The organism is [Bacillus] caldolyticus (assembly GCF_003595605.1).
In the GTDB taxonomy this organism is placed as follows: Bacteria; Bacillota; Bacilli; order Bacillales; family Anoxybacillaceae; genus Geobacillus; species Geobacillus thermoleovorans.
In genome coordinates this window covers 2318308-2340585 of the sequence record NZ_CP025074.1, presented here as the reverse complement: position 1 = coordinate 2340585, position 22278 = coordinate 2318308, and the positions used below count along the sequence as shown (strand labels likewise).

At 51.9% G+C, this 22278-nt stretch carries 13 protein-coding genes and 1 riboswitch; of the genes, 4 read left to right on the top strand and 9 right to left on the bottom strand.

Annotation, left to right across the window (positions count from 1 at the left end; translation table 11 throughout):
* Positions 1 to 38 precede the first annotated feature (38 nt).
* Complete coding sequence (locus CWI35_RS12095; RefSeq protein ID WP_062898970.1) at positions 39 to 932, top strand: accessory Sec system S-layer assembly protein; 894 nt, start codon at positions 39 to 41, stop codon at positions 930 to 932.
* A gap of 173 nt (positions 933 to 1105) precedes the next feature.
* Here CWI35_RS12095 and CWI35_RS12090 read toward each other — a convergent pair whose 3' ends face one another.
* The 5 genes from CWI35_RS12090 to CWI35_RS12070 all read right to left on the bottom strand — a co-directional run bounded on the left by CWI35_RS12090 (position 1106) and on the right by CWI35_RS12070 (position 7384).
* The gene (locus tag CWI35_RS12090; protein WP_021321956.1) at positions 1106 to 2518 is read right to left on the bottom strand and encodes a S41 family peptidase; all 1413 of its coding nucleotides are present in this window, start codon (positions 2516 to 2518) and stop codon (positions 1106 to 1108) included.
* A 31-nt stretch (positions 2519 to 2549) separates the two neighbouring features.
* Positions 2550 to 3290, bottom strand: coding sequence for a hypothetical protein (locus CWI35_RS12085; protein WP_021321955.1), 741 nt, complete (start codon positions 3288 to 3290; stop codon positions 2550 to 2552).
* A gap of 163 nt (positions 3291 to 3453) precedes the next feature.
* Positions 3454 to 3855, bottom strand: coding sequence for a hypothetical protein (locus CWI35_RS12080; RefSeq protein ID WP_021321954.1), 402 nt, complete (start codon positions 3853 to 3855; stop codon positions 3454 to 3456).
* A 183-nt stretch (positions 3856 to 4038) separates the two neighbouring features.
* A complete protein-coding gene (locus CWI35_RS12075; RefSeq protein WP_021321953.1) occupies positions 4039 to 5997 on the bottom strand; it encodes a phosphodiester glycosidase family protein in 1959 nt (652 codons plus the stop codon).
* 154 nt (positions 5998 to 6151) lie between these two features.
* On the bottom strand, positions 6152 to 7384 hold the full coding sequence (locus CWI35_RS12070) for a CAP domain-containing protein (protein WP_021321952.1): 1233 nt from the start codon (positions 7382 to 7384) through the stop codon (positions 6152 to 6154).
* A 220-nt stretch (positions 7385 to 7604) separates the two neighbouring features.
* On the opposite strand from CWI35_RS12070, the gene CWI35_RS12065 reads away from it, so the two are divergent.
* Positions 7605 to 8348, top strand: coding sequence for a hypothetical protein (locus CWI35_RS12065; protein ID WP_021321951.1), 744 nt, complete (start codon positions 7605 to 7607; stop codon positions 8346 to 8348).
* Between the two features lie 51 nt (positions 8349 to 8399).
* Here the strand turns inward: CWI35_RS12065 and CWI35_RS12060 are convergent, their stop codons facing one another.
* Positions 8400 to 13346 (bottom strand): pullulanase X25 domain-containing protein, encoded by a 4947-nt coding sequence (locus CWI35_RS12060; protein WP_223812547.1) that lies wholly within the window; start codon positions 13344 to 13346, stop codon positions 8400 to 8402.
* Between the two features lie 428 nt (positions 13347 to 13774).
* Between CWI35_RS12060 and amyS the strand changes: the two genes are divergently transcribed.
* Positions 13775 to 15388, top strand: coding sequence for an alpha-amylase (gene amyS, locus CWI35_RS12055; protein WP_050582898.1), 1614 nt, complete (start codon positions 13775 to 13777; stop codon positions 15386 to 15388).
* Positions 15389 to 15485: 97 nt separating this feature from the next.
* Here the strand turns inward: amyS and CWI35_RS12050 are convergent, their stop codons facing one another.
* The gene (locus tag CWI35_RS12050) at positions 15486 to 17813 is read right to left on the bottom strand and encodes a bifunctional 2',3'-cyclic-nucleotide 2'-phosphodiesterase/3'-nucleotidase (RefSeq protein WP_119877803.1); all 2328 of its coding nucleotides are present in this window, start codon (positions 17811 to 17813) and stop codon (positions 15486 to 15488) included.
* 492 nt (positions 17814 to 18305) lie between these two features.
* On the opposite strand from CWI35_RS12050, the gene CWI35_RS12045 reads away from it, so the two are divergent.
* A complete protein-coding gene (locus tag CWI35_RS12045; RefSeq protein WP_021321947.1) occupies positions 18306 to 19367 on the top strand; it encodes an NUDIX hydrolase in 1062 nt (353 codons plus the stop codon).
* Positions 19368 to 19537: 170 nt separating this feature from the next.
* Here the strand turns inward: CWI35_RS12045 and ltrA are convergent, their stop codons facing one another.
* Positions 19538 to 20800, bottom strand: coding sequence for a group II intron reverse transcriptase/maturase (ltrA, locus tag CWI35_RS12040; protein ID WP_119877802.1), 1263 nt, complete (start codon positions 20798 to 20800; stop codon positions 19538 to 19540).
* A 589-nt stretch (positions 20801 to 21389) separates the two neighbouring features.
* Positions 21390 to 22109 (bottom strand): hypothetical protein, encoded by a 720-nt coding sequence (locus CWI35_RS12030; RefSeq protein ID WP_023633615.1) that lies wholly within the window; start codon positions 22107 to 22109, stop codon positions 21390 to 21392.
* 26 nt (positions 22110 to 22135) lie between these two features.
* Positions 22136 to 22218: riboswitch (cyclic di-GMP riboswitch) on the bottom strand.
* Positions 22219 to 22278 lie beyond the last annotated feature (60 nt).

Sequence of the window (22278 nt, the reverse complement as noted above, 5' to 3'; positions counted from 1 at the left end):
CCGCGGCGCAGCACGCCGCCTCGTAAAGGAGGTTCCCTATGATTTTCCGACGAAAACAACGCACGCAACCGGAAGCCGAGCTGCCGGCGCAACATGTCAAACAGCCGGAGGTCGGAACGAAAACGACGCTGTCGTTTCATCCGGACTGGCAGCTGTCTCCGGAAGAAACGTACGTCTATCGCTTTTACCACGAACAGCTGCCGCCGCTTCAGCCAAACCAAATTTCCATTTCCGGCGTCAAGCTGGTCGAATACAACGATGGGTTTGTCGCTGTCGCCATTTTGCGCAACACGCTGCCGAAGCCGGTTCGCTTTGAACGAATCCGCCTGTTGCTGCTTGACGAGGATGGCACGGCGATCGCCCGCAAAGAGTTTGATATGAGCCCTTTCGGCGAACTGCCGCCGATGACGGCCCGCCCGTGGCGGTTTTTGTTCGCCGCCGAGGACAAGCTCGTCGATCAGTTGCCCGCAGATGGATGGAAGATCGCCTTTGAACTGACACCGCGGCATCGGCTCGACCTAGAGGAAAGCTGGGAGCAGGCGCTGTCGGCCAAGCAGCGCCAACATCTGCAAGCCCTCGTTGACTCGGTTCCGCCTCCCGCTCCCGGAGAGGTGAACTTCATGGGCATTGAAGCGAAACAGCTGCCTTCCGGTGAACTAGGCGTCACGTTGCTCATTCGCAACGGCAGCGACAAACATATCCATTTTGAACAAATCCCGCTTGAAGTGCGGGATCATGCTGGCGACATCGTCGCCCGCGGATTATTTCCCTGCCATCTGGAAGTGAAAGCCCACACCAGCAAACCATGGACGTTCCTCTTCCCACCGGAATTGCTGCACAAAGCAGAACCGGATTGGACGTCCTGGAAGGTGACAATCCCATCCTCCCCGGCACAGAGCGAAAAGCAAGAAACGCCGTCAAGCGACGAGTAACCTGCAAAAAGCTGGCCCCCATGGTCGCCAAACGACCGATGGAGGCCAGCTTTCTTTGCATCGTTCCGTTCAAAACGACCGCGCTCCCGCTGTCGGCCGCGCCTTAGTCGAAGCAGCCGAACTTTGCACCATCAAGAGCAGACGGCTATCCAACGCATCTCGATGGGAGAGCCTTATTTCGTAGAAGCAGCGGTTTGAATCTCCATGTAAGCGCCTTTTTTCATCGCTACGCCGTCTTTGCTTTTTAACACCGGCGGAATGACCAACAAATAGCTCTGCCCTTTGGCCAGCTTCGCTGCCGGTTTGATCAAAAGCTCCGTCCCCCGGCGGATTTGCGCCGTCACCGCTACTTCCTGTCCACCTAATTGATACAATTTTACTCCGCTTACCGCGGTATTGGCGAGCGGACGAGAGAAACGGACGACAAACGTCTTATCGACCGGCGCATTGCGCAGCTTGCCGAGCGACTGATACCCTTTCAGCTGCCCAATCAGCAAATCGCGGTGAGCGGCATACAGCTCTTTCCCAACGACCGTCGGCACATCCGGCTTCACCCCAACGTTATGAATCGGCGTCCCTTTTGGCGAGAAAAAGTGGGCGACGGTCAACTTCAACATGCTGCCGTCCGACAGCTCAAACATTTCCTGCATCGATCCTTTGCCAAACGTCCGTTGCCCATACAAAACGGCCGCCTTTTGCTCCTTCACCGCCGCCGCCAACATTTCCGACGCACTCGCGCTCGACGCGTTGACAAGCAGCCGGATCGGTCCCGTCATTTGCACCGGCTGTTTGACAGCGGCATACACTTCTGGGTGATTCGAACGGTCGCGCAACTGAAACGCCTGTTTCACATTCGGGAAAAAGCCAGCGATTTTCTGCGCCGTTTCCACATATCCCCCCGGATTGTCGCGGAGGTCAAAAATCCACCCTTTCACCCCGCTTAACGAGCGGATGGCGCGTTCGATCTCACCGGGCGCTGTCTCATCAAAACTATATAGCTGAATATAGCCGATATTCCCTGCCAGCCGTTTGAACTCAACGTTCGGCCAGTCGATTTTTTCCCGCTTGATGGTGACGCTGACGGTTTCCTCGGTCGACGGCCGCCAAACGGTTACGGCCACCGTCGTTCCTTCTTCTCCTGCGATCAAGCTCAATACTTTTTCCATTGTCTCATTCGTTACCGGCTGCCCGTCAACAGCCTGAATCACATCGCCCGGCTGCAGTCCGGCGCGGGCGGCTGGCCCATTGTCCAAGACAGACATGATGTGGACGCCGTCCTCATCTTCCTCAACCATCACGCCGATGCCGACAGACTCCATATCAATCCACTTCAAAAATTCCTCGTATTCTTCCTTTGTCATATAGGCAGAATACGGGTCAAGCTGTTTGACAATATCTTGCGGGGTGCTCGCCTTCAGCACTTGATCGCTCACCGGTTCCACATAATACTGGCGGACAATTTCCCGCACTTCTTCGAGCACCTTCGTTGACGCCGAAGCCGCCGCCGCCTCCGCCGGCGGACTCCAAACCGAAAATGAAGCCGCAAGCAACATAAGAGCCGCCGCCCATCGCTGAATCACATTCATATCCGTCTCTCCTCTCCCGACATGCGCCGATTTATTCGATATCGACATCTAAGACAACCGGCGCTTTAAAATCATCGATATACACCGCCAGCTGCTTGCGCGTCGCCGCATCCACCACGTTTGGCAGCCACCGGTCGCAAAGCGACAGCAACCGCTCCGCCCGCGCGATATCCCCTTCATCATACGCATCAAGCAGCTTGTCCATGGCTTGCATAATATTGATGGCATAATACGCGCGCTGCTTGACAGCCAAAGCCGGGCGTTGAAACCATCCTTCCATCTTTTCGCGAAGCGACACTCCCGGAACGCGGCCAATGAGAATCGCCGTTTTGCGAATTTGGTATTGCAACGGGGCATAGGAATCATACACGACATCCACATCCCCCATCCGCAGCGCCCGGTCGACGTTGGCCGTCAAGGCGCGCAATCGCTCCCCGCTTTCGACAGCGCTGATGTAGGCGGAAGCCTTTTTCATCGTCTGTTCTCCGGCCGCGATCCGTTTTTCCAACTGCGCCCTTGCCGTTTGCGGACGCACGCGCGCCACTTCTTTTTTCGCCGCCTCATAATCGCGTTTGACTTGGTTCAAGAGACGGTACGGCTTGGACCATTGATCCGCTTTCATCGCCCGCTCAAGCTGGGCGGCATGCTGTTCAAGCCTCTCCACATTCGGGAACGAGGCCGCTTCCGCCTGAACAGTCAACAGCGAAAACGACAACCAAAACACCGCCAGCCATCCGATGATGGAAAATGCTTTTCTCCGTTTTCTCCTCACACTTTCACCTGCTATCTATGAAAATAGTAAACATGTATTTCAATTTTACTGGAAAAGACACAAAATGAAAATATGTTCTGAAAAAAATCGAACTTAAGCCCTTCAAAGCATAAAATAAGGCCGACTCTTCAGCCACCTTTTTGACTGTCAGAGCCAGCCTTGATCAACTAAAGTCCGGCCAATGGGTTTGCTGCTTGTCGCCGTCGATTTTGCTCAGCGTCCGGTAGCGAAACGGAACGATTTCCTGCTCTGGCTTGCCAAGAAACTCTTTCGCCCATTCGAACGGAATCAAATCGAACTGCTCCTTGTTTTCAGCGATAAAATAGACGCCGACGACTCTTCCTTGTTGATTGAGGTCAATTGTCAAAAAAGCCGGGTAATACGTGCCGTCTTGCGCCCGCAGCACCGCTTTGGCCGTCACCCGGCCGTCCCCTTCGTCTTCCACATCCGGATTGGCGATTCGCTCCAACACTTTGATCGCCCATCCTTGTTTTTTATATCCTCCGACCAGCTTCGGCGGATTTTTCCGCAACTGCTCCAACAACGTTTGCTCGTCCATCGTCAAACTTTTGCCTCCCTTGTGGTTTGCCTATCCGCCCATTTTATAATATATACAATACTTTTCAGAGAAATGCAAATGCCTAGAAGAGCAGCATGCAAGGACTTTCTCGATTTCGGAACCCCTATCGATGAGCAACATCCCTTGTTCATTCACCATCCTTCTAGGCAAGCAGGGGAGGCGAGCGCATCAGCGGAAGATGGCGCGAAGGCCGTCGATATAAATCGCTCCGGCGTTTTTCCGTCCCGCTTCCGTTTCCATATAACGCACCGGCATCTCCAGCATGAGCGGAAGCGCGACATCGCTAGGCACAGCGGCCTGCACATATTTCCAACCGATCCAATCGACATGGCGGGCAAAATCGATCCAGATGCGGCGCCCGCTTCCATCCCGCAGCTGGGCGCGCAGCCAATGGCCGCTTCCGTCTCCATACACCCACATGCCAATCGCTTGCGGCCGTTTCGAAATCCAAATCGCTTCCTCCCGACTAGCATAGACGCCGGATGTCCCTGGCATCCCGCGGAAATCGTATGAAATTTTCAGCGCCTGCTTTCCTTCTCTCACCTTTTCTGTCGTCCGTTCGACCGCCGCCCCCACATAGTTGACGCCCGATGCATTCCACTTCGACTCCGTTTCAAAGTCATCAAGCACTTCTTCGCTTTCCCCGTTCTCTTGCGTCTCTTTGTACACAACAAGAAGCGCATTCGCCACTGGCCGTGCGAATCCATCAGACGGTTTGTTTTCGACTTTGAGCTGCCCGTTTGGCTGGCGGACGACAAATGTCGAAGAACCACCGCCATCGAGCGTCATCGCATCGACCGCGCCAAGCTCATGCATCAGTTTGGCCAGCTCATTCAATGTCATTCCTTGGCTATAGGCAGGCTGGCGGCCATCGACAACGACGAGCATGACATTTCCGTTCTTGTCAATGCCGACGGCTGTACGCGGATGGACTCCTTCAATCGAAAACGACTGCGCTTTTTCATCCGCCACCAACCGGTATCGGCCGCCGAGCGCTTCTTTCACCCCACTCCATTCGGGCTGGTCATACTGAAGGGAAATTTCCACAGCATCCCCTTCTTTCGCCTGCCGCAAATAGTCACTCGCCCGGCCATGGCCCGACAACACGAGCTCTCCAGGCTGGAGCGGTTCATTGCCTTGACCGACTACAACTTTCTTCACCGTTCCGGTGATCGTTCCATTCCCGTTCAACACCCCTTGTACATTCGTCAGCACGACTTCCGTCCCAAGAGCGTTCGTTTTCGTGGAGGCAGCGAAATACGGGGTGTATAAAATCAATTGATGAGCGCGCCGCGGCTTGTTGATGCCATCGACGGGGTATGGGCCTCCTTGTCCAATTCGAACACGAATTTGAACATCTGGGTTTCCAATCATCGGCTTCCCATCAGCGCTGATGCCAAAAATCGTCCGTTCCGCCGCCGGCGTCGTATTTGTCATCACAATTTCCCCACGGTGCACCATCAAATCGGTCGGCGAACCATCCTGTTTGAAATAATCGCCGTTCACCGCCGCCAGCACGGTTCCGTCGCGGCCATCGTACCGTTTTGCCTGCTCAAGCACCGGTTCAATGCCAAGCACTTGATCATTGGACAGCGCCGTCTCAATGACCAGCCTCTCATTCGACGTATCGATGTCAAGCTTGTACACATGCTGCTTGCCGCGCGCGCCGACGATTTCCATTTCCTCTTTTTCCACCCCAGAGGCAATGCGCGTCGACACTTCCTTTACCACTGTGCCGACCGCCAGCTGCCTTGCCCCATACTTCCCCGGATTGACAAGCTTCAGCTTCTCCCTCGACGGCGTTTTATACACAACATGCCCTTTGATATTGGTGACGTAATATCCACCGCCAACCCCGTATTGGCCGCCAAACGCCTCGTCATACGAATACACCCGGTACTGTTCTCCAGGCTGCAACACGCGGACAAACGTCAGCGCCCCGTTTTCCCGTTTCCATAGATTAATAGGTTTCACAATCTCCAATTTCCCAATTTGCCCCTGCACAAGGCGCATGCCTTCCCAGTAGACGACATTCGCCCCGGCATCCGCTTCTGTCGCTTGCAGCGCCGTCCATGCGGCCAACACCGCCCCGACCCCAATGCGGATGATGTTCTTCGCTTTTCTCACTGGTCCCCTTTTCCTCTCTTTCTATATTTTGTTGCAATCGATTCTATTATACGACAAACTTCTACAAAAAGGGGGATCTTTTCCCATTTATCTGGTCAAAAAAATGTCCCAGCACTGCTGGGACACTCTTGAGAAGCGAAAGGATCATCCGCGGTCACGGAGTATAAAACTCTTGAGAGTAGTAGGGTTGATGGAATGAATTGAACGCCACCCCAACGCCGAGGCGGGTAAAGTCCGGGTATAAAAGATTTTGCCGATGCCCGAGCGAGTGCATCCACGCTTCATGGACAAAAATCGCATCGTATTGTCCGTAGGCGATGTTCTCGCCCGCCACGCGATAAGCGATGCCATGGCGCTTCAGACGGTCAAACGGCGACAATCCTTGCAAGTTCGTATGAGAGAAGTAGTGATGGACCGCCATATCTTCGCTATGTTCACGGGCGGCCGCCGCCGCCTTCGCATCCCACGCGAGCGCCGGAAGCCCGTGCAAGCGGCGCGCCGCGTTTGCTAAATCAAAAATTTGATATTCATACGCTGTGCGCAGCTCCTCCGTCGTCGTTCCGTAAAACCCGGGCTTTTCATCCTCGAGCGCCCGATTGACGACAAGCACGCCATCCACCCGGTTGTTGTTGTACCGGTCATAAAAGAAGGTGACGTAGCGGCCGTTGACAAGATAGGTCCCGTATTCGTCATTTTGAATGTCGTAGACGGCATCCTTTTTTTGGATGAAGGCGAGCGGCCGGCCGTAGCGCGCTTCCACCACCGTTTTCGCCGTTCCGATGCCCGTTCCTTTTTTCGTTTGGACGATCGGTTGGTTCGTGTACATCGCCGCCACCCGATCACGGTCATAGCTCACCATCAAAAAGTTTTTGTAACCGCCTTGATCATACGCCTCCCAATATAGGCCGTAGGCGTTTTTCGTCTTGCGCTTCGCCGTGCCGTACATCGCTTCGACCTTGGCGCGCGAGTCGCCGATCGCCACCCCGTTCATCGTGACATCCGCCATGTTTGCCTTCGCCTGCTGCACGCATAAAGCAGCGGCCAACTTCTCTCTTGACGGCGTTTCATAGCGGACGCGGGCATCGTTCTTGATCCCATATCCTCGGCCGACATCAAAATAGCCGCCGCCTAGCGCGTACACGCGATACACCGCACCGCTTGGCAGCGTCTTCACTGCTTTGTTCGACAACCATAGCTCTGTCGGCGCCATCACCGTCAACCGGCCGATTTGTCCGGGCTTCAGTTCAGCGCCGTCCCACCACACTTTTTCCGTTCCGACAAGCTCCTCGCAATCCTCCGCCTTGACCATTGATGAACTCGGCATCCAAAGCCATCCGGCCGCAGCCAACAGCATTCCGATTGCCACCGCCTGCACCCATTTCCTCACTTCCGCCCGCTCCTTCCTTTCTCTTTTTCTTTCATCATAGAGGTCTTTCCATCAAAAGAAAAGAGAAAAAAGAATGATTTCAACGAAAAAGAGGCCGCTTTGGCTGTGCAAATGTCGAAATTTCGTCAAACAAGCTTCGCACCCACTTGGCTAAGGGGCGAAATATAGGTTAAAATGGATCATATTATTCTTCCATTTTCGTGAGAGAGGAGCATACTTTATGAAGATCATGAAAAAATTTCTAGCAGTCTCAGCGCTAAGCGCCGGAATCCTTCTGTCGCCATTTCACGCCCACGATGCGCAAGCAAAAGTTTGGTGGAATGGCATGGAATTGGTGCAGGGACAGATCGGCAAATTAACTGTTTTGAAAGATACCGAGCTTTATAAGTTACAAGGAGAGAAGAAAGTTTACATAAAAACGTTAAAAGCCGGCGGAGTCTATCGCATTTACACGTTTAAACCTGGCATGTTAGGTTTAGGCGGCGGATATTATGTCGATCGCGATGCCCGGGTAAAATACGAAACTCCTTCCAAAGCAAAACTCAATCAAGTTAAAATGGAACAGCTGTTCCGTGGAGTAAAACTCGGCATGTCCACTTCTCAAGTCAAGAAGTTGGAAACCGCAAAATTTATCCTACAAGAAAATATAGACGGCGGCCAAGCCTGGGTCTATTCGACTTCTCTTTTCGGATATCATACGCTGCTCGTCTATGGATTTGAGAACGGAAAGCTTGCCTTCTACGGCTACTCGTTCGATGCCGGCCAGGAGTATACAAACGATCAGCTCACAGCGATTTATAACAATTTGAAACAACAGCTCATCACGCTATTTGGAAACCAGTATGAACAGTCCGATTCTGGCCAAGGCTACCCGCCTGCACTCGCATTTCACAAAGACGGCCTTGTGATTGCCCTTTCCTATGATGCGGACGGGTTGGCGGTTACGGTCACGAGTGAACAATAACGTGCAAAAAGCGAGGCTGCCCCATTCATTCGGACAGCCTTGCTTTCTTGCTTACTCCCCATTCACCAACTTCAACTTCTCCTTTGACGGCGTTTCATAGCGGATGTGCGTGTCAATGTCTGTTACGTAATACCCGCCGCCGACCGCGTACTGCCCGCCGAAGCGCGCATCATACCCGTAGACGCGGTACACTTCCCCAGGCTGTAAGATGCGGACGAACACAAGGCGCCCATCCTTCGTCCGTTTCCATAGATTGATCGGCTTTTGCACCGTCAAGCGGCCGATTTGCCCTTTTTTCAGCTCCACGCCATCCCAGTACACTTTTTTCACTTGGCCTGGAGGAGTGGTTGGCTTTCTCGGTTTCTCTTTTGGTTTCGATGGAGACGGTTTTTGCGGCGGTGCTGATGGAGGTTCTCCGTTTCCCGGCGGAGCTGTGCCGCCCGGCGGAACGCTCCCCCCAGGGGATGTGCCATCCGATGGACCACCGTTGCCCGGAGAGGTGCCGTTGCCTGGTGTTGTCCCTCCGTCATGGGACGGCGTTTCGCTGCCCGGCCAACCGCTTCCTGGAGAATCGCCGTTGCTTGGCGGCGTTGTCAACTTCCCTTCGCGCAATTGCTTCGTTTCTAAATTCAGCACGTAATCTTTTGTGTTTTTCGCAATCGCTCCGCCGTCGTTGTTGAAAATGGCTGTTTTGCTTTCGGCCGATGGTTCGATATGGATCAACACTTCTTTTTGATGGCTGGCCGGCGCAAACGTGTACGAGAATGCCATCCGGCCATCAATCGGCACCCGCTCGCCATTGATCGTCAAAACACCGTTTTTAATGGCATTGCCCTTGATCGTCACTTGACTTCCTTGTTTTTGCACCTCTTCGATGACGACCGGCATATCGATCCAGCGCAAAATGCGGTCTTGCACAATCATCGTATTGTTTCCTTCATTGTGGACCGTCACTTTCAAGTCGGTGCCAATCGTCCCATAGCCGTAGTAGCTCACGTCATCATCGTTGTCGTCCTCACGCGTATGGTCGGCCAACCCCTCTTGATCCCACGATCCGCCTTTCACATACTTATAGGTGATCGTTTCCCCTTCCTGCACCTCGACGGTAAATTGCCAATCGGGCGTCACCGCACCGTTGCGCGACATCTCCCAGGCCCCTGTGTTCCAGCCGTTCAAGCTGTTCGGAATCGTAATTCGGGCATCCAACGGTGTGTAATCCGGCGCCCTCACTTTAAAAATCACTTTCACCATCACAATGTCCGGCGTCACCTTGACCGTGTTTGACGCCACAACATTGCCGGCGCGGTCATACAACTTGACAACATACGTGTACTCGGTGCCGTTTTCGACATCGTAGTCTGTAAATGAATCGCCGATCGAAGTGGTTGTATGCACGATATCACCGTTGCGCTCGATGGCTAACAAATAAGCATCCCCATCTTTTTTCCCAACAAACGTCCATGATAAATTCACTTGTCCCGATTCAACCGCAGGCTGCCGCAGCTCGATGGCGTCTGCTGGCGCTATTTGGTCGCTGTTGTCTGCCGCAAACGTCACTTGCTTCTCTTCTGTATACACCCACTCCTCGCCGAGGTTGGTCGTCAGCGCATAACGATACGTATACGTCCCTGCGGCGAGCGGAGTGAAGGCAGCTCGGAACACGTTGGCGTCGCCGTCTTGTCCTTGGTAAGCCGCTCTGTATTCTTTCCATGTTTCGTCATGCGGGCCTTTCACTTGCAACACCGCTTGCAACCCATCAGCTGCTCCTTTGCTTGTCACATTGTCGATGTTGACATGGACATCCACTTGCTGCGGCTTTGACAAATCCAGTGTGGCATCGCTTAACGTTGTCACGAACTGGACATTGTCGCTCGTCAGCGGGTAATGAGGAACGACGCGATTCGTTTCGACCTTCGGTGATTCATTCCCGTTTTCATCGACCGCCGCAACGGCAAAGTAATAGGCTGTTCCGTTCGTCAACGAACCGATCGTGGCCGAAGTTGTTTCCGTCTCTTGCACCATCGTATAACTGGCACCTTTTAACGTGGACTCGTAAATTCGGTATCTCGACGCATTTCCTTCCCACGTTAACGTCACGCAGCCATCCGAAGCGCTCGCCTGCAAATTGCTGACTGCTGCCGGCATTTCCGCCGTCACCGTCCCAAACATCATCCGTCCATCCAGGGCCGGAATCGTGACCGTCAACGTTCCGCCAGCGACCGTAGCTTCCCCGCCATCATGCAACTCATCCGTAAGCACGGTGCCGTTCGGAAGCAACGAAGCGACGTCAAGCGCCACCGTCTTGTCCTCATTGCCGCGGTTGACGGCAATGAGCGCCACTTCACGCCCGTATTGGCGGGCAAATACGTATACATCCCCTTGCGCATACACCGTCTTGATGTCGCCATGGGCCAACAACGATTGATGGTGCTGGCGAATGTGCCCCACTTTCTGATAATGGGACAACAGATTTTGATCTTCTTTGCCCCACGGATACGTGCGGCGGTTGTCTGGGTCTCTTGAGCCTGTTACTCCCGCTTCATCGCCGTAATAAATCGTCGGCGCTCCCGGGTATCCCATCTGCAAAATCACCGCCAGCTTGAGCCGCTTTTTCCCAAGTTCCTCATTATAATTCGGATCAAGCTCCGCCCGCTCGGATGAATCCGTTCCGTTCCCAAGCAGAAAGACCGCCCGCGCCGTGTCATGCGAACCGATTAAGTTCATCAGCGCATAAAACGCTTCACTTGGGTAGTCTTCCCTTATGGCCGTCAGTCGCTTGTCCGCCTCTTCTGCATTTCCGTTTTTCAAAAAGTCAAGCACCGCCCCGCGGAACCGGTAGTTCATCACGGAATCGTACTGGTCGCCTAGAAAATATTTCGATGCGTCATCCCAAATTTCCCCTAAAATGAGCGGCTGCTCCCCCTCTTTTAACGTCGGACCACGACCGTACGACCCTTGAAGCAATTCTTGGCGAAACTCGCGCCAAAACGCCGGATCCACCTCATTGGCCACATCCAACCGCCAGCCGGAGGCGCCGAGGGCAATCCAGCTTTTCGCCACCGAATCCGATTCACGGAAAATGTAATTCGCGAGCGCATCGTTGTTCAATTCACTCGGATTCGGCACTTTTTCCCCCGTCACCGACTTAAACTCCGGCAGACTGTCATAGCCCCACCATGATTGGTATTGATAATGGCCATCGACTTTTTTGTTTTCAATATTGAACCAAAGGTGAAACCCATACGGGCTGAACGTCTGTCCCTCTTGTTTGAACTTCTCTTCCACTTGTTTCCGCGCTTCTTCCTCGCTCAATCCTTTTTCATTCATCAAATCGTAAACCGCTTCCCAATATTCATACGCACCGACGGTCGGATAGCGGTGGTAGCGGTCAAAGTAAATCGAATCGTCGGATACGTGGTTGAACACCCCGTCTAAGATGAGATGCATCCCCCGGTTCGCAAGCGCCTGCACAAACGATTGGAATTCTTCCGGGGAACCGAACATCGGATCCAATTCTTTGTAATTGCTCGCATCATATTTATGGTTCGATGGCGCATTGGCGATCGGATTTAAGTAAATCGTGTTCACTCCAAGCGACTGCAAATAATCCAACTTTTGTTCAATTCCGGCGATGTCTCCGCCGAAAAAGTCATTCGACCATTCACCGTCGCCATCGTAGCCGCTCGTCCCTTTCAGGCGCGGATTATCGGGCAAATCCGACCAATCGCGATGCTCAATCGGTTGCGCCCCGCGTGCCTGCTGCTTGCTGTTATCATTTGAAGGGTTGCCATTAAAGAACCGATCCGGGAAAATTTGATACACAACCGCTTCTTTCATCCAATCTGGTGTTTTGTAATTCGGATCATAGACGGTCAGCTGAAACAGCCCCGCATTTTTGTCGACCGCCCTCCCCCATTGTCCTTCTTTCGTATCTTCACCATATTCCGCCTTCATCCCGGCATCGACAGCGATAAATTTATAACCGTATACCCCCGGCGCAGAAGGGGTAAACGCAGCCTCCCAATATTCATCATCCCCGAGCACGCCGACTTTTTCCATCGTGTAGACTTTGGCGGTTCCGGTCGTCGCATTTTTCACATACACATCCGCCTTCGTCAAATCGCCTTTTTTCGCCGCCAGACGAAGCGTCACCTTCGTTCCCGCTTTCACCGCACCAAACGGCTGGCGGTACAGCGTATCCCATGTATTGTGTTTTAATCGGTCTTTCTGAACAACACCGTCAGAGCCATTGGGGTTGTAGTCGGTGTACACCTCTTTTGTTTTCGCATTGAAGAAGAATGTAATGATCGTCGTTTCCAAAACATTTAAGCGTGCATTCTCTTGTGGGTAGCTCTCATTCCAATTGTTTCCGAGGACAATTTTATATTCATACGATCCTTTCGGCACCTGCGCCGTAAACGTGTACACCGAGTCAAAATCATCATCGGTCAACAGCGCCGTCGATGTCCCCGGAGTCCATCCGTTGCTCTCCCCCTCATAGCCGATGGCCGGCAGCACCGTCCCGACAAGACGCGGCTGTTTCTCCTTCGCAATCGCCGTATACCATGTCGAATCCGCGATCGCATGCGTCCGGTCATTGTAATAAAACGTCACCTCGGTTTGCCGATCCAGCTTCAACACCAGATTTGCGCCATTGCGGCCGCCGGCGCCGTAATTTTCATCCCAGCTGCCGTTGACCGCAATTTTGTACTCATAGGTCCCGGCTGGCAGCGTCCCGGTGAATGTATAAAGCCCATTCCCTTCATCATGCATCCTCGTCGCCAATGCCCCCGGATCCCATTCCGCCGTATGGCCCAACTCATCTTGCAAATTGCCGACTAGCGTGATCGTCCGTGGTTGCGAGGCCGTGGATTCGGCCGTCCACCGATGCGCTCCATTCCCTAGAGCGCTAGAACTTCCTGCCTCGTTCGCAGCGGCAACCGCCTGGAAAGGAGTCAATGCCAGCAACAACACCGATGCCAAAACCAATGATAGCATTCTCCTTGCCCTCTTGATCATCCCCCGCTCCCTTCTCCTTTGTTTGGCCAACTTCCTTCTCTCCTTTCCTTTTTATATTCTTTGTGCAATCGTTTGCACAAAATGGTTGATGCAAACGATTTCATCAATCTTTATCTTATACGAATAAACAGAATATTTCAACTATATTTTCCCCATGTTGAAAAACGAATCGTTCCGTTGTTCTATTTTCGATTCATGTCAAACTCAAAATTGTTTAAATTCGATATTGAAAACGATTACAAATAAAAATTATAATAGACGTAAACGTTCGAGGGTTTGCTCCCTTTTTACTCTTTTTATGCAATCGTTTCCCTTAATTTTTTGGAAGCCAAACCGTCGAATGTAACATTTGATTAAGGGGGAAGGGCATTGTGCTAACGTTTCACCGCATCATTCGAAAAGGATGGATGTTCCTGCTCGCGTTTTTGCTCACTGTCTCGCTGTTCTGCCCAACAGGACAGCCCGCCAAGGCTGCCGCACCGTTTAACGGCACCATGATGCAGTATTTTGAATGGTACTTGCCGGATGATGGCACGTTATGGACCAAAGTGGCCAATGAAGCCAACAACTTATCCAGCCTTGGCATCACCGCTCTTTGGCTGCCGCCCGCTTACAAAGGAACAAGCCGCAGCGACGTAGGGTACGGAGTATACGACTTGTATGACCTCGGCGAATTCAATCAAAAAGGGACCGTCCGCACAAAATACGGAACAAAAGCTCAATATCTTCAAGCCATTCAAGCCGCCCACGCCGCTGGAATGCAAGTGTACGCCGATGTCGTGTTCGACCATAAAGGCGGCGCTGACGGCACGGAATGGGTGGACGCCGTCGAAGTCAATCCGTCCGACCGCAACCAAGAAATCTCGGGCACCTATCAAATCCAAGCATGGACGAAATTTGATTTTCCCGGGCGGGGCAACACCTACTCCAGCTTTAAGTGGCGCTGGTACCATTTTGACGGCGTTGATTGGGACGAAAGCCGAAAATTGAGCCGCATTTACAAATTCCGCGGCATCGGCAAAGCGTGGGATTGGGAAGTAGACACGGAAAACGGAAACTATGACTACTTAATGTATGCCGACCTTGATATGGATCATCCCGAAGTCGTGACCGAGCTGAAAAACTGGGGGAAATGGTATGTCAACACAACGAACATTGATGGGTTCCGGCTTGATGCCGTCAAGCATATTAAGTTCAGTTTTTTTCCTGATTGGTTGTCGTATGTGCGTTCTCAGACTGGCAAGCCGCTATTTACCGTCGGGGAATATTGGAGCTATGACATCAACAAGTTGCACAATTACATTACGAAAACAGACGGAACGATGTCTTTGTTTGATGCCCCGTTACACAACAAATTTTATACCGCTTCCAAATCAGGGGGCGCATTTGATATGCGCACGTTAATGACCAATACTCTCATGAAAGATCAACCGACATTGGCCGTCACCTTCGTTGATAATCATGACACCGAACCCGGCCAAGCGCTGCAGTCATGGGTCGACCCATGGTTCAAACCGTTGGCTTACGCCTTTATTCTAACTCGGCAGGAAGGATACCCGTGCGTCTTTTATGGTGACTATTATGGCATTCCACAATATAACATTCCTTCGCTGAAAAGCAAAATCGATCCGCTCCTCATCGCGCGCAGGGATTATGCTTACGGAACGCAACATGATTATCTTGATCACTCCGACATCATCGGGTGGACAAGGGAAGGGGGCACTGAAAAACCAGGATCCGGGCTGGCCGCACTGATCACCGATGGGCCGGGAGGAAGCAAATGGATGTACGTTGGCAAACAACACGCTGGAAAAGTGTTCTATGACCTTACCGGCAACCGGAGTGACACCGTCACCATCAACAGTGATGGATGGGGGGAATTCAAAGTCAATGGCGGTTCGGTTTCGGTTTGGGTTCCTAGAAAAACGACCGTTTCTACCATCGCTCGGCCGATCACAACCCGACCGTGGACTGGTGAATTCGTCCGTTGGACCGAACCACGGTTGGTGGCATGGCCTTGATGCCTGCGATCGCGTTGTAAAGATATTCCGCTCTATCATTGAGACAAAAAACACGGCCTTGCCCGCCATGAATGGCGGCACAAGGCCGTGTTTGATGTTACCATCCATTTGCTTGCTTCAACTTCTCCTTTGACGGCGTTTCGTAGCGGATGTGCGTGTCAATGTCTGTTACGTAATACCCGCCGCCGACCGCGTACTGCCCGCCGAAGCGCGCATCATACCCGTAGACGCGGTACACTTCCCCAGGCTGTAAGATGCGGACGAACACAAGGCGCCCATCCTTCGTCCGTTTCCATAGATTGATCGGCTTTTGCACCGTCAAGCGGCCGATTTGCCCTTTTTTCAGCTCCACGCCATCCCAGTACACTTTTTTCACTTGGCCTGGAGGAGTGGTTGGCTTCTCCGGCTGCTTTGGCGGGTTGGGCTTTTCTTCCTTCCAAAGCGGCAAGGCAAATTCATATTGGGCAAATCCGCTCGGCAAGGCGGTGACATAGCGGATGCTGCCGTCTTGCGGCAAGTATTTTTGCGCTTCCGGCGACGATTCAAACGTGACGGTCACCGGCGCTTTCCCTTTCACTGGCGCAAACCGCCAGTTGCCATCCGCTGACGGGTTGATCGTTCCGTTTTCCCGAATATAGTCGATGATCACTTGCCGGTTTTCATCCGGCGCAGCCAAAATCGTGTTTTTCCCGCCCGGATTGATGATCCGGTTTGTCGTCGCCCGATAGTTGTTCGTTGCGACGATAAATTCCATGTTCGGCGTCACTGGCTTGCCTTCGAATTTCAAGTTTTTAATCCGATTCGCGTTCGGATTGATCACATTTTGGTTTTTGTCGTATTTCGCCGGCTCGGTCACATCGATCTCGTACGTCACTCCATCAATAATGTCGAAGTTGTACGTCGGGAAGTCGTTGTTCACAAGCGGCTGAACGTCTGTCTTGTTCGGGTCGATTTGGTTGAATTGCCCCGCCGACCACTCAAGCCATTCTTTCAACTCGGCTCCCGTAATTTTCAACGCATACACCGTGTTCGGATACAAGTACAAATCGGCGACGTTTTTAATGGCGATTTCCCCTGCCGGGATGTCGGTATAATAGCTCGCCCCGCCGCGTCCGCCGGCTTTGAACGGAGCGCCGGCCGACAGCACCGGAAGGCCTTCATATTTCGTCCCTTTCAACATCTTTTCGACATACCATTTTTGCGCATTCGTGACGATTTGCACGGACGGATCGTCTTTGATAAGCGCAAAATAGCTGTTGATCGGGCTCGTTGTTTTTCCAACCGGGCTGCGGACGTACTGAATCGTCGCTTCATGTTCCGCTTGGATCGCCTGCTCCACGTCCAGGTCGCTGTCGACAAGCGGCGTTTTCGTCGCCTTGTCATACACTGGACGGAGTTGGGCTTTCGCTTGCGTCACTTTCCATTTTCCGTCGATTTGCTCGACCGTCAAGTCGATCACGCCGAGCGTATCGCCCCATGAACCCGGCATCGTCACCGGAACACCGTTGATCGTGCCGGTTTCATTGTTGATTCCGTTTCCGTCTGGAAAATCTGGTGTCGTGCCTGGAAGGGCCGGGAATTTTTTATGCTGGTGGCCGGCCAACACGGCGTCGACCCCCGGAATTTGCGTCAAATAATACGATGCGTTTTCCATATTCGGGCTGTTTCCGCCGGTCTCAATGCCCGAGTGCGATAGCACAACGATCAAATCGGCCCCTTCCGCTTTCATTTTTGGAATATACTTTTGCGCCGACTGCACAATGTCTTTCGCAATCACTTTCCCTTGCAAATTCGCTTTGTCCCAATCCATAATTTGCGGCGGCACAAAGCCGATGACGCCGATCTTCAGCGTATGCTTCTCCCCGTCTTCATCAACGACTTCTTTCGCTAAAATTTGATACGGCGTGAAATAGTTGACATCGTTATCCGGTTTTTGGTCATGATCGTCACGGTACACGTTCGCATTCACGATCGGCAGCTTGGCATCGTCATACACTTCATTGAGGAAATCCAAGCCATAGTTGAACTCATGGTTCCCAACCGTCGCCGCATCGTACTTCAACAAATGCAACAGTTTCACCGCTGGATGCACTTCGCCGTCTTGCAGCGGCTTCACTTTCGCCACATAGTCGCCAAGCGGCGTTCCTTGAATCAAATCCCCGTTGTCAAACAGAAGCGTATTCGGCTGCTCAGCGCGCGCCTGCTCGATCAAACGCGCCGTCTTCGACAACCCAAACTCATTCGTCGGACTATCTTTGAAATAATCGTAGTTGACGAGATTCATATGTACGTCCGTCGTCTCTAAAATGCGCAGCTTGACGACATCTCGGTCTTCCGCGCCCGCTGCGGTCGGCAACACAGCCGGAGCAAGCAGCCCCAACGCCAACACCACGCTCGCCGCCGCGTATTTCTTCCGTTTTTTCAATGTCCATCCCCCTCACTCAGATCAAATCATTGTCATCTCTATACATATTACCATAAAAGCAACAAAATTTTGATAGAAAAAACAAACAAAAAACATCCATGAGTAAGCTTTTACTCGCCACCCAAGCATGAAAATAACCGCTCATGGATTCATTATTTTCACAGAAAAATAGAGGAAATAAACAGACAATATCGAAAGAGAATAGAGGAAATAAACAGACAATATCGAAAGAGATAGAGGAAAGCACAATGTCCTATTCTTGGGGATGGTTGATCTTTTCAATCTTCTTTTTTACATTCATGCTGTATATTATCATTGAAACCGCCGTCCGACGAGCGATTGACAGCTCAACATTAGCAGAACACATCAAAAAACCGTTGGAAGATAGAAAAAGAAGGAATGACAGCCGACATTAAAGGAGTGACACGCATCGTTCATCAATGTTATGATTAAATAAAAACTTGGAGCTTTTATTTGCAAGGGGAGTATGCAATGTTGCGGGACATCATCAATGCTGTTCTCGGTGTGATCATCGGGGTCATTTTAGGAGACCCTCTAAAGGAGGCTTGGGGGAAATTTGTCAAATACATGAAGCGCCTCCTTGCAAAGCCAAAAACTATTAAAGATCCCTCATATTTTACCATTGGGAATGAAACTACTTCGTTTATTGTTTGTGACGGAGATGGCGTTATGACCTACTCTCCTGAAAATATTGAAACAAGAGTAAACAACCATGCAGTTGAGCTTCCCAGTGATTTAAAAATTTTGAGGAGAGAAATAGAAAAAGCGGAAGATGCAAAGAAACAACGGGGGGAAAGCTACAGTTGGAATGGACCTTTGCTCTCTCTCGAAAAATATTCAATTCTACGAACAAAAGTGAATGAGGATATGAAAGTCATTTTTTCGTTCGTTCCTTCAGATTATTATACATTTAAAGCGTTAAATATGAATCTAGATAAACAACTTCCTTCCGGTTATACAATCCGAGAGAAATACTTGGCCGGAAACACAGTTAGGCAACCAATCCCAGCGCTAGCAAACGGCGTTGGCGTAGCCATCACTGTCATTACTTCAGACAATTACGTCATTTTAACCAAACGATCGCCTGAAAGCGGGGTGCGGCCAAACGAGTTGGATATTAGCGTTGTCGAAGCAATCCATCCTTCCCACGACCGTAAAGCGGTAGGACAAGGGCCGGACCTATTTAATACTGCTGTACGTGGCGCAGAAGAGGAGCTAGGCGTTGTCATCCCTAGGGAAAATATAAAATTTCTTGGGTTCGGTGTAGATGAACAATACTATCAATGGAATATCATCGGCATTGCGCACTGTAAAGAAAAAGCCGAAGAAATTATGAAACAACGCAGCAGAGGAATCCCAGGGAAATGGGAAATGGAACAAATACTCTTCATTCCGTTTAAAATTAGGGACGTATTATATACTATCAAAAATGAAAAAATGTGGTCCACAGCAAAAGTTGCTCTATACTGGTCACTCGTCTTTGAATATACAAAAAGAGGAGTAGATAAGGAAGCAGAAAAGCTGTTCAAATAATCCATTATTCGCAGAGAGAATATGCCTTGAAGGAATGTCTTTTCTAAAAGAGCAGGAAAAGAAGCAACCCAAGCAAAAATAGAAGGTCACCATTGCAATCGAGTAGGAGGGGGCAGCTAACCCCCGTCCCCTCACACCACCTAGCATGCGGGTCCGCACTAGGCGGTTCGTCAACCTTGACGGAGTTCGAAATATCGTTGCGTCAAACTCTTGAGCCCCTGAGTGGTCCAGTATGTCTTGCCCAGGGCCTGGTGGAGTTGCGGCGTTTTCGTTGTTCTCCAAGCTCCTTTTCGGGTATTGGCGATCTCCATCACCGCTGTTTCCTTCAACCCCAGCGCTCTTAACTCACGGATTCTGGTTCTGACCCGTTTCCATTGAAGCCATTGACAAAGTCGAAGCCTCCTCCGAATCCATCCCTCGATGTTCTGAAGGACAGACGGGGTTTCGATGAGCCGAAAATACCCAATCCATCCTATGACGTATTGATTGACGCGATGAATTCGTTCTGGCATCGATATGCTCCAGTTTGGGTTGGTCAGCTGTCGGATCCGCTGTTTTAGACGTTGAATCGACCTTGGGGCGAGCCGGATTCGCGCTTTTCGTTCCGGTGTGAAGCGAAACCCTAGAAAGGCCCGTTTCCACGGGCGGTCCACCGCACTTTTCTCCTCGTTTACTTTGAGTTTGAGCGTTTTCTCCAAGAACCGTTGAATGCTTTGTTTTACCCGTTGTCCTGCCCGCAGACTTTTCACATAGATGTTGCAGTCATCTGCGTAACGGCAGAATTTCAATCCTCGCTTCTCCAATTCCTTGTCTAAATCGTCGAGAAGGATGTTCGCCAACAGGGGGCTGAGGGGGCCGCCTTGCGGCGTCCCCTCCTCGGTCTGCACCTTCACCCCTTCGATCATAACGCCGGCTTGCAGGTAGGCACGGATCAGTTTCAGCACACGTTTATCCCTGACTTTTCGGGCTACCCGGCTCATCAGGATGTCATGGTTGACCCGATCAAAGAACTTTTCCAGGTCCATGTCGACCACGTACCGATACCCTTCCTGGATGTAGCCTTGCGCTTGCCGCACGGCATCGTGGGCGTTGCGGCCCGGACGGAATCCGAAGCTGGAAGGGGAGAAGTCTGGATCGAAAATGGGTGTGAGTTCTTGAAGAATGGCTTGTTGGATCAGCCGGTCCACCACGGTGGGAATGCCTAGCTGCCGTGTGCCGCCGCCCGGTTTCGGGATTTCGACCCTGCGGACAGGCGCCGGCCGGTAAGTTCCCGCCAAGAGTTGGGCGCGGATTGTGCTCCAGTGAGCGCGGATGTAATCACGGAGTTGATCGGTTGATACTCCGTCGATTCCCGGTGCTCCTTGGTTCGCTTCGACCCGTTTGAGCGCCGTGATGAGGTTGTCTCTCGCTAAGATGCGTTCCAACAAAGCCATCGTGATCTTCTCCTTCCGCGGGATGAGATTCAGGTCTTGCCGGGTTGCGCTCAGCCCTCGACCTGAGGCCCTCTGGGCTTCACCCTTGCTTCCTCAGATGAGTTCCGAAAGGAATTCTGCTTCGACACGCAACATCTCGAAAGAGTCTGATTCATCCCTGAGTTGACGTTCGGCCCTTCCTGTTTCAGGCGTCCCTTACTCCAGTACTATGGCCTCTGCTGACTCCTGTACGTTCAGCACTTCTGGTTGCCATCGTCAGAAGGCGTTCCGTACAGGCCTCCCCGGATAAGGATGGACACTTTCCACTCATGCACCTGCCCAATCTACCTCCACAGCCCTTGGCGGCTTAGGACTTCGTCTTGTTGTGCAGACTCGTCCGACTGTGACGGCCTCCCATTGGGTTCGTGTACCTCAGGTCGAGTGTTTGCTTCCAGCTTCCTTCAGATTCCACCTCGCGGTGGACACCCTTGCTTTCAGCTAACGGTAGGCGCTCGCCAGCCCCCGTTCGGGACTTTCACCCTATAGCGTCGCACCCATGCCGGGCGTACACACAACGAAGAGCGCCCTCCACTGGCGCCCTTCCTCATTTCTATAGCAAATTGAGCAACGCCTTTTTGTTCGCTTGCACTTGGTCGTTCAACGCCTTGACTTTTTCTTTTAACTTCTGAATGTCTGCGTTGTTGGCGCCGACTTTCTTTTCAAGGGCGCGAATTTCATTCGTCACCGCCCGCAGCTGGTTGGACAGCGCGATGAGCTGGCCGATGAGGCCATCAATTTGCTCTTGTTTTTCTTCATCGAGTTCCTCTTGGTCTTCACCAACAGGTTGTGGAGAATTCGGAGACGGCGCCTCCGTTACCGTTTGCCCGCTGGAAGCTGGAGCGGCAGCGTCATTGGCCGCTATGGCTTGTCCACTCGGAGCGTCAGTTGCCGCTGTGACTTCTGTCGGTTGAGAAGCAGACGGCTCGCCCGTTGGCAACGAATCAGCAGGCGTCGTTTGCGTGTCCGTTGCCGATTCCGCTTCGCTCAATGCTTGAATGCGAGCGGTCACTTTGTCTAGCCGCTCTTCAATTTGGCCTACTTTTTTATGTAACTGCGCCAACTTTTGCGCAAGCCATTTTTGTTGCTTGGACGATTCCTGTTTTTTCTTCGCCTCTGTTTCCTTTTGTTCCGTCTTCTTCTTGACGACGACTTCCACTTTCTTCACCATCGTTTCGCGCTCATGCGCTTTGCCCGCAGGTTTGGCGGCCGCCCACGCCGGAGAGGCGACGAGCATCGACGCCACCAAAATCGGCCATCCTTTCTTCAACATTACCAATTCCTCCTTTATTTTTTGGTAATGGCAGCTGGCTGGCATAGGTTTCCCCTTAGCCCCTGTAGCTTTGTGACGCTAAGTTTCCTTAGCTGTACCTTTCATCATCATTGTACCATGATTTTCTTCGCGAGGAAGTGAGACGAAATGACTATTTTCGACCTTTGAA